Consider the following 6571-nt stretch of genomic DNA (forward strand, 5'->3'; position numbering starts at 1 on the left):
CTTAGATGGTAATGTAGAAACCCACTATAATTTTTAGAATTGACAATAAAAATGCAAAATTTTTTTAAATTTATTTTTGTGACTTTGTCTTTAGGAATGCTTTTATCTGTAAATGTATATGCAAACCAGACAGCAAATAGTGTTTCGATAAAATCAAATAATCAAGAATTAGAACAACTGGGAGATGGGAATTTAAAGTCTATCTTTACGGGTAAGGTAGTAATTGTTTATAACAAAGATACTACTATTAATGCAGATAGAGTTGTAGTAACCTCTATAAATGGAAAGAAAGTAATTGTAGCTACGGGTAGCAATGTTACGGTAGTTAATCAAGAGCGTCAATTTAGATTAGTTTGTAAAGAATTAACTTTTGATGTAAATGCAAATTTAATTACTGCTACAAATGGGAGTGCTACTTTACAAGGTAATAATATTACGGGAAATGTTCTAGTGTACAATACCAAAACCGGTAATATTAATGCTACAGGTAATTCCTCTAATCAGGTGAGAACTGTAATAAATAATATAAACACATCTCCAGTGAGTAAATAAAGGGTCAGGTATGTTAAAGCATAAGTTATCAGTAAAAAATATTGCTAAATCTTATAAAAGACCTATAGTTGAAGATGTAAGTTTAGAGGTTAGCTCTGGAGAAATAGTTGTGTTACTTGGTCCAAATGGAGCTGGAAAAACTACAACTTTCTACACTATTGTTGGGCTAGTTGAGCAGGATAGTGGGGATATATTTATCGATGATCAGTGTATAACCAATTTACCAATTTATAAAAGAGCAGAATTAGGGATAGGTTACTTACCACAGGAAGTAAGTATTTTTCGTCAACTCACGGTAAGAGATAATATTTACTCGGTTTTACAGTTACGTAAAGATCTAACTAAAGAACAAAAAGAGCAAGAGTTAGTAAAATTACTAGAGCAATTTCATATAACTCATATTGAAGATTCTATAGGGCAAGCTTTATCAGGTGGAGAAAAGCGAAGAGTAGAAATCGCTCGTGCTTTAGCAGCAAACCCAAAATTTATCCTTTTAGATGAGCCTTTTGCTGGAGTAGACCCTATTTCAGTTGAAGATATTAAAAATAATATTTATGCTCTTAAAAATCTTGGTATAGGAATTTTAATTACTGATCATAATGTAAAAGCCACTTTAGAAATTTGTGATCGTGCTTATATTATTGGTCAAGGGCATGTTATAGCTTCTGGTACTCCTGAGCAAGTTAAAGAAGATGAGAAAGTACAAGAGTTATATATACCAAAAGATTACCTATAATTATGTTTGAATCTTTTAAAAAGTATCTTAAGTTTTTTAAGTTAAGAGATACCGAAACTTTAGCTAAACCTAATTATGATTTAAATACTCAAGAACCAGCTTTACTGAAGCAAAGTAGAGACTATCATATAAAAAAAATTGTGGTAACTTTAGCTGCTAGTGAAAAAGTAGCAAGTTTAAGTCCATATTTATATCAGGCAAAGGTTTCTACTTCTGTTGGAAATAAGTTTGATGTGCATAAAGATAATGCTTCAACTATTTCGTTATTAAGAACGGAATATAATTATGAGCAACAACTTGGTTTTAATGAGTATGAGGTAGAAGCTAATAAACTTAGTTATTTATCTCAAGAATTAGAAGATAAAACTAATGAGAATAAAGTTAAAGACGACAAAGTTCAAGAGAGTCAAATTAAGGTTGATCTTAGCACTAGAGTAAGAGAAGTTAATAATCAGCCTTCAGTTAATTTTTACTCTGAAGTTGATTCAAATGTATTAAATGACGATAAATTACAGTCAATAGAAGAATTAGGATTATTTTTTCATCAATATCTTTATTCATTAATCGAAATAAATATTAAAGATAGAAAATATAATCTTGAACGCTCAACAATTAGTGAGCAGGCTTTAGCTTCAAGCATACTGGCTAATAGTTTTACGATAGATCAAACTAAATCCTTAAAAGATTTAGACTATTTGGCAAGTGTTACTGTTAGTAGTAATTATAATGGTAATGATTATACTTTGAGTGATATCGAGCATAATCTTGCAGATTATGTCTCCTTAATAAATTTAGATCGCATTCATTTAGATTTACAAGCTCAGAGAGTAAAATCTATTTGCATTGATGTTTTAAAAAGAGAATTTAAAAATATTTCTGCAACAAGATTAAATACTCTTCTTGTAAATCTATTTTATAGAGATTTACAAGGATCGCAGTATATAGGCGAGCAAAGTGTTTTTTTAAGATTAGTGGTTGAAGAGTTAAATTTCTCCAAATTACACTTTGTCGCTCTAAAAAATCCTTGTGTTTATAATTTAAATGAAGGGTTAAAGGCGAGATTTATTTTTATTCTTCTCGTAAGCCCAGAAGAAGTGGAATTAGTAAATAGATCTTTACAAACTTTAATCAAAAAAGCCCAAGAGTATTCTTGTAATTTATTAAAATTTGGGATACCAACTGATGTAGAAGAGGTATGGAAAGATTTAGCTAATTTAGATTGGAAATTTAAAATCTCTAAAAATAATTCTTAGCAAGTTTATTATTTATTTTATTTAAAAAGTCCTCCGAACTTTGATTGTAAAGTTCAGAGGACTTTTTATAATTATCTGCAATAACTCTTAAAAGTAAAAGCTTTTAATTAGCTAAGTGCTTTTCAATTAATAGAATTAAGATATGGATAAATTTGATGTGTATTTCCTGAATGCGGTCTGCATACCCTGTATGTGGAACTCTTAACTCTATATCTGTTAGGTTTGCGTATTTGAAGAGAGTTCCTCCGTCTTTACCAGTTAAAGCGATTACTTTCATTCCCGCTTTTTTAGCAGCATGACAGGCATTTACTACATTTTCAGAACTTCCTGAAGTAGTAATTGCAAAAAGAACATCATCTTTTTTACCTAAGCCTTCAACAAAACGACTAAATACATACTCAAAACCATAATCATTACCAACACAAGACAAGTGAGAAGGATCTGAGATTGCAATAGCAGCATATGCTGGGCGATCTTCACGATAGCGACCTGATAATTCTTCTGCGAAGTGCATAGCATCACAGTGAGAGCCACCATTCCCACAGCTTATAACCTTATTTCCATTTTTTAAAGCTCGGGCGATTAAAATGGCAGCATTATTTAAACGATTTAATAGTTCTTCATTCGCAAGAACTTTATCTAAAGTATTTTTTGCTTCTGATAACTCTTGTTTAATAATCTCTAGACTCATATCAGACCTTTTGTAAGAATAAATATTAAAGTAAACAAATTAACTGAGTGAACACTTAATTTATTAGAAATCATTTGTTATTTATTATATAATAATTAGTTCGAAACATTAACAAAAACCGATATTTTTTATTTTTTTATATATTTTTAGTTTAAAAATTAATATTTTAACTATATATTTCATATAGTCAACAAAAAACCAACAAAGACTTTTATATGTCCAAAACTACGAACAATATAGTTGAAGTAAAAGGTATAGATTTTTTCCGTGGTAGTAATCAAATATATAACAATCTTTCAATGAATTTTGAAAAAGGAAAAATTACTGCGGTGATGGGACCATCTGGAATAGGTAAAACAACATTATTAAAACTAATAGGTGGTCAGCTAATTCCGGATAAAGGTGATATCCTTTTTAATGGAAAATCTATAAGTAAAGCTTCAACGAAAGAATTATATTCCATGCGTAAAAACATGGGAATGCTATTTCAATCAGCAACATTATTTAATGATATGTCTATTTTTGATAATGTTGCTTATGCATTACGCGAACATACAGATTTAAGTGAAGAAATGATTCGTATGATTGTTCTTATGAAGCTACAAGCTGTAGGTTTAAGAGGAACTCATGAATTATTTCCAAGTGAATTATCTGGGGGAATGCAAAGAAGAGCTGCATTAGCTAGAGCTGTTTCACTTGACCCTGAGTTAATCATGTACGATGAGCCATTTGCGGGACAAGATCCTATATCTTTTGGAGTAATTGTCAAATTAATTAAAGATTTAAATCAAACTGCAGGCTTAACTTCGATCGTGGTAACTCATGATATCCAAGAAGTTTTAACTATAGCTGATTATTGCTATATTTTAATGGATGGAAAAGTATTATTTGAAGGAACCTCTGAAGAGGTGAAAGCATGTAAAGATCCATATGTAGTACAATTCTTAACAGCTTCATCAGATGGTCCTATTTCTTTCCATAAACCAGCACCTGATTATCAAAAAGAGCTTTTTGCTCAAATCGATAAAACTAAGGTTTAAGATTTTATTATGGTTGAATTTATTAGAAAACTAGGAAAATGGGCTATAGATTTTATTTTTAACATAGGTTATGCTGGTTTAATGTTAGTACAATCAGTAGTTTCTAAACCTAATTTAAGCCATTTTCCACTAGTTATCAAGCAAATATATAATTTAGCGGTAAGATCATTACCAATTATAGGTATCGCAGGATTTTTTATTGGGGCAGTACTAGCTTTGCAATCTTACCAAGCCTTAACAACCTTTAGTGCAGAGTCATTTGTCGGTACCATGACGGCTATTGCGGTGTTAAGAGAGTTAGCTCCAGTAGTAACGGGATTATTATATGCAGGACGAGCAGGTTCTTCGTTAACCGCTGAAATTGCATTAATGAAGTCAACAGAGCAACTTAGTTCTTTAGAAATGATGGCTGTTAATCCATTACGTAGAATTATCGCTCCTCGTTTTTGGGCTTCTATTATATCTATGCCATTACTAACAATAACATTTATGGCATTAGCGATTTTAGCAGCTGCTTTAGTTGGTATTGATTGGAAACAAATCCCATATGCTAACTTTTGGGGATCAATTCAAAGTTATACTAACCTAAATGATTTCTTACACGGTTTTTATAAATCTATACTTTTTGCCTTTTTTATATCATGGGTAGCAGTTTATAAAGGTTATACCTGTGTGCCTACATCAGAGGGAGTTTCTAAAGCAACTACAGATACAGTTGTTATTTCTTCATTAGGAATTCTATTTATCGATGTATTAATTACAATTTACTTATTTGGATAAGAATACTGGAAATAATCATGAGAGTTTCAGCAAGAATTCAATTTTATGTAGGGTTATTTATCCTATTTGTAATTGGTTGCTTCATTTACATGTCATTAAATATAGGTTTTAAGTTTTTTAGCAATGCTAAAGACTACTACACAGTTACAGCAACTTTTACAAATATTAATGGTTTAAAAGATAACGCTGCCGTAAAAATTGGTGGATTACAGATAGGGTATGTTGAGCGTATTGCTTTAGACCCAACTACATATGAACCTAAAGTTTATATTAAATTAGAAAAACAATATAATGAGATTCCTGATAATTCAACTTTATCAGTAAAAACTAATGGTATTCTAGGAGACAAATATCTTGACCTAAGAGTAGGTTTTGATATGCCTGGAACAACTAAAATGTTAACAAATGGATCTATTATAACTAATACAGTGTCGGCTGTAGATTTAGAAGATTTAATTTCTAAATTTGCCTTTGGCGACAAATAGAGGATAGTATAATGTTAAAAACAGTTAAAGGCGTTTTCGCATCTTTATTATTAGCAGTACCAGCTTTATCTATTACTACTTTCTCAGCAACTAGTGCTCATGCTAGTATTGTTAATGTTAGTACTGTAGATCGTACTAATCCTACTGTAGTTACAGAAACTGCGTTAAATAATGCTTTAGATGTAATTAAACAATTTAAAAATGTTTCTAAGGATAATCAAGCATTACGTCAACAAATTAAAGCAAATGTTTTACCTTTATTCCATACAGATTATATTGCTTTAAGTTTATTAAACACTTATGCAAGAACGGCAACAAAAGAGCAATTAGTTGAGTTTAGAAATGTAATCGAAGATTATATGGTAAATGCTTTTGTTGAAGCTATGACTTTATATAGTAATCAAACTTTTAAAGTTGGTACAACTTCAGTAGTACAAAATACGGCTACTACTAATGTAGCTTTACAAAATGGTAACCAAACAATTAATATAATCTTTAGATTAGTTAATTTAAATAATAAATATGGTATTGTAGACTTCAGTGCTGAAGGTATTTCTTTAGTAAATACTAAAGCTACCGAATGGCAACCTATTTTACGTCAAAGTGGCGTAGCTGGACTAATTCAATATGTGAAAACTCACATGGATGATGTATTAGGTGACATTAATAAAGCACAAGGTACAACAAAATAAAAAGTAGGTTGATAATGTATAAGATTGATCAAAGTACATCTACTGTTTTATTTGATAAAAATTTGACGCATTCTAATGTAGCTATTTTGGAAAAGAGTAAAGAGCAACTTATTAATGAATTGAAATTAATTAATAAAGATAGTTTGGCTTTTGATTTTTCAAAATGCGTAAGTTTAGATACATCTGGCTTTGCCTATATTCTAACTCTTTTAAGATTAATAGATGATGATAAAGATTTAAGCAGAAAACGAGTTAAATTAAAATCAGCACAAAGAATTCAAGTTTATGCAACTCTATACGATTTAAATGAATTTTTTGAAAAATTTTTTACATCTAATTAAG

The 6571-nt window shown here is 30.2% G+C and carries 9 protein-coding genes; 8 read left to right on the forward strand and 1 reads right to left on the reverse strand.

Features of this window, described 5'->3' with window-relative positions:
- Positions 1-51: 51 nt before the first annotated feature.
- Genes CKF59_RS06015 through CKF59_RS06025 form a run of 3 tightly spaced genes read left to right on the forward strand, consistent with a single transcriptional unit; the run spans position 52 to position 2541 of the window.
- Positions 52-552: an LptA/OstA family protein gene (locus tag CKF59_RS06015; protein ID WP_119535046.1), complete on the forward strand. Its 501-nt coding sequence runs from the start codon at positions 52-54 to the stop codon at positions 550-552.
- 10 nt (positions 553-562) lie between these two features.
- Positions 563-1288, forward strand: coding sequence for an LPS export ABC transporter ATP-binding protein (gene lptB, locus CKF59_RS06020; RefSeq protein ID WP_119535047.1), 726 nt, complete (start codon positions 563-565; stop codon positions 1286-1288).
- Positions 1289-1290: 2 nt separating this feature from the next.
- Positions 1291-2541: a hypothetical protein gene (locus CKF59_RS06025; protein WP_119535048.1), complete on the forward strand. Its 1251-nt coding sequence runs from the start codon at positions 1291-1293 to the stop codon at positions 2539-2541.
- 103 nt (positions 2542-2644) lie between these two features.
- Here the strand turns inward: CKF59_RS06025 and lpcA are convergent, their stop codons facing one another.
- Positions 2645-3232, reverse strand: a complete 588-nt coding sequence (lpcA, locus tag CKF59_RS06030; protein WP_119535049.1) for a D-sedoheptulose 7-phosphate isomerase — start codon at positions 3230-3232, stop codon at positions 2645-2647.
- Positions 3233-3447: 215 nt separating this feature from the next.
- On the opposite strand from lpcA, the gene CKF59_RS06035 reads away from it, so the two are divergent.
- Genes CKF59_RS06035 through CKF59_RS06055 form a run of 5 tightly spaced genes read left to right on the forward strand, consistent with a single transcriptional unit; the run spans position 3448 to position 6570 of the window.
- The gene (locus tag CKF59_RS06035) at positions 3448-4272 is read left to right on the forward strand and encodes an ATP-binding cassette domain-containing protein (protein ID WP_119535050.1); all 825 of its coding nucleotides are present in this window, start codon (positions 3448-3450) and stop codon (positions 4270-4272) included.
- A gap of 6 nt (positions 4273-4278) precedes the next feature.
- Positions 4279-5052 (forward strand): lipid asymmetry maintenance ABC transporter permease subunit MlaE, encoded by a 774-nt coding sequence (gene mlaE / locus CKF59_RS06040; RefSeq protein ID WP_245959282.1) that lies wholly within the window; start codon positions 4279-4281, stop codon positions 5050-5052.
- Between the two features lie 17 nt (positions 5053-5069).
- The gene (gene mlaD, locus CKF59_RS06045) at positions 5070-5537 is read left to right on the forward strand and encodes an outer membrane lipid asymmetry maintenance protein MlaD (protein ID WP_119535052.1); all 468 of its coding nucleotides are present in this window, start codon (positions 5070-5072) and stop codon (positions 5535-5537) included.
- Positions 5538-5548: 11 nt separating this feature from the next.
- Positions 5549-6229, forward strand: coding sequence for an MlaC/ttg2D family ABC transporter substrate-binding protein (locus CKF59_RS06050; protein WP_119535053.1), 681 nt, complete (start codon positions 5549-5551; stop codon positions 6227-6229).
- 14 nt (positions 6230-6243) lie between these two features.
- Positions 6244-6570 carry a hypothetical protein gene (locus tag CKF59_RS06055; RefSeq protein WP_119535054.1) on the forward strand — a complete coding sequence of 109 codons (327 nt, stop codon included), beginning with the start codon at positions 6244-6246 and terminating at the stop codon, positions 6568-6570.
- The last annotated feature ends 1 nt before the right edge of the window (position 6571 follow it).

This window comes from Psittacicella gerlachiana (assembly GCF_003585965.1).
In the GTDB taxonomy this organism is placed as follows: domain Bacteria; phylum Pseudomonadota; class Gammaproteobacteria; order Enterobacterales; family Psittacicellaceae; genus Psittacicella; species Psittacicella gerlachiana.

Bases quoted from the DNA above. Each gene is read 5' to 3' on its own strand.
- lptB (WP_119535047.1), top strand. From the start codon at position 563: ATGTTAAAGCATAAGTTATCAGTAAAAAATATTGCTAAATCTTATAAA.
- CKF59_RS06050 (WP_119535053.1), top strand. From the start codon at position 5,549: ATGTTAAAAACAGTTAAAGGCGTTTTCGCATCTTTATTATTAGCAGTA.
- CKF59_RS06015 (WP_119535046.1), top strand. From the start codon at position 52: ATGCAAAATTTTTTTAAATTTATTTTTGTGACTTTGTCTTTAGGAATG.
- CKF59_RS06055 (WP_119535054.1), top strand. From the start codon at position 6,244: ATGTATAAGATTGATCAAAGTACATCTACTGTTTTATTTGATAAAAAT.
- lpcA (WP_119535049.1), bottom strand. From the start codon at position 3,232: ATGAGTCTAGAGATTATTAAACAAGAGTTATCAGAAGCAAAAAATACT.
- CKF59_RS06035 (WP_119535050.1), top strand. From the start codon at position 3,448: ATGTCCAAAACTACGAACAATATAGTTGAAGTAAAAGGTATAGATTTT.
- CKF59_RS06025 (WP_119535048.1), top strand. From the start codon at position 1,291: ATGTTTGAATCTTTTAAAAAGTATCTTAAGTTTTTTAAGTTAAGAGAT.
- mlaD (WP_119535052.1), top strand. From the start codon at position 5,070: ATGAGAGTTTCAGCAAGAATTCAATTTTATGTAGGGTTATTTATCCTA.